A 1,890-nucleotide genomic window follows, 5' to 3' on the forward strand; every position below is an offset into this window, starting at 1 on the left:
CCGACACCTCCCCTGATCAGACCCGTGACGCACGCACTCGACGCGGTTCACGCATTCGGCCTACTCGAACCGTCCATTGAGCACAGTCTGTGATGGTCTGATCACGGGGCGGAGCGCAGTGGATGGCGAGCCCCCGCGACAGGCCCCACCGGGGCTCGGTGGTCGGGAACTGCCCGTAACCGTCCGGGCACCGGGTGACCTCGGGCCCGTCGTGAAGCCTCATCCGGCGGGCTCGGACGCTGGGCGCACGAGGAAGGCATGGCGATGACCGCTGTACGAGACACTGACCGCACACCCAACGTTGACCGAATACCCAGGCGGAGGCTGCGCAGCAGGGTGGCACTGCTGGGTGCCTGCGGGCTGCTGCTGACCGCCCCCGCCGCCTGGCCTGGAGCAGCCCCCGCCGTGACGTGGCCGGCCAGGGCGGACGGCACCGCCACCGACGCGGCCGCCCCGCCAGGACTGCAGCGCTACTACCAGCAGAAGCTCCTGTGGAAGCCCTGCCCTGGCGCCCCTTCGTTCCAGTGCGCCACCGTGAAGGCGCCGTTGGACTACGCCCATCCGGATGCAGGCGACCTTGTCCTGCGGGCCATCCGGAAGAAGGCCACCGGCAACGGCGCACGGATCGGCTCGCTGTTGTTCAATCCCGGCGGACCCGGAGCATCCGCGATCGACTCCTTGGCGGGCGGCCACGCCGACCTCTTCTCCCCGTCCGTGCGAGCCTCCTACGACCTGGTCGCGATGGACCCACGCGGCGTGCAGTACAGCACCCCGGTGGACTGCGACATCAACACGCCCACGACCCCCTCGGGGATCGGCCGCCGCATGTCGGCCGACTCGGCGGAGATCGCCGCCCATGACGCGGTATACGAGCAGTTCACCAACGCGTGCGCCCGGCACGCCGGGCGGCTGCTTCCCCATGTCGGCACCCTGGATGCGGCCCGGGACATGGACGTGCTTCGTGCGCTCATGGGCGATGACCGGTTGCACTACGTCGGCTTCTCCTACGGCACCTACCTGGGCGCGACCTACGCCGATCTCTTCCCATCCCGGGTGGGCCGGATGGTGCTTGACGGTGCCGTCGACCCCACCATCGACGGGTACCAAAACTTCCTGCAGACCGCGGCCGCCTTCCAGGCGGCCTGGGAGTCCTTCGCCACCGACTGCGCCGCCCGCACCGATTGCCCGCTGGGCCACTCCGTCAAGGAGATCAGCCGCAGACTGGACACGCTTCGGCACTCCCTGGACCGCATCCCCCTCCGGCAGGGCAAGGACATCTCCATCGCAGGGGACGACCTGTTCAACGCGGTCACGACGGCGCTGATGGCCTCCGGTTGGGAGCTGCTGCGCGCCGCGCTCCGGGGAGTGCTGGCCGGTGACACCATCGCGCTGCAGCAAATCCTCGGCTCCGCAGACGACACCTCCAGCAATGCCAACGAGGCGTTCGTCGCCATCAGCTGCTTGAGCTCCCCCCTCGCCCCGCGGTTCACCTCCGCGCAGGTCCAGGCGGCGCTGCCGCAGTTCCTGCGCGCCTCGCCCCAGTTCGGCAAGGACTATGCGACCCAACTCGTGCAGTGCACCCACTGGCCCGTCCCGCCGACCCAGCCCGCGCATACCCTCACCGCGCCAGGTGCCGCTCCCATCCTGATCGTCGGCACCACTCGCGATCCTGCCACCCCATACCCCTGGGCCAAGGCGCTCGCCCGCCAGCTCTCCTCCAGCCGCCTGCTCACCTACGACGCCGACGGGCACGCCGCCTACCACCGCGGCAGCACCTGCGTCGACACCTCCGTGGACCGCTATCTGGCACAAGGCCAGCTCCCACCCGCCGGCAAGATCTGCACCTGACAGAACCCCACCCGCCCGACCGCCGGCATGCCGCCCCGGCAT

General features: G+C 70.1%; 1 protein-coding gene. It reads left to right on the forward strand.

Translation table 11 applies throughout. The features are described from left to right. The first annotated feature begins 264 nt into the window (after positions 1-264). On the forward strand, positions 265-1,848 hold the full coding sequence (locus ACX28W_RS43840) for an alpha/beta hydrolase (RefSeq protein WP_459005679.1): 1,584 nt from the start codon (positions 265-267) through the stop codon (positions 1,846-1,848). The last annotated feature ends 42 nt before the right edge of the window (positions 1,849-1,890 follow it).

The organism is Streptomyces sp. SD15, from assembly GCF_054462255.1.

Coding starts and splice junctions, on each gene's coding strand:
- ACX28W_RS43840 (WP_459005679.1), top strand. CDS start 265: ATGACCGCTGTACGAGACACTGACCGCACACCCAACGTTGACCGAATA.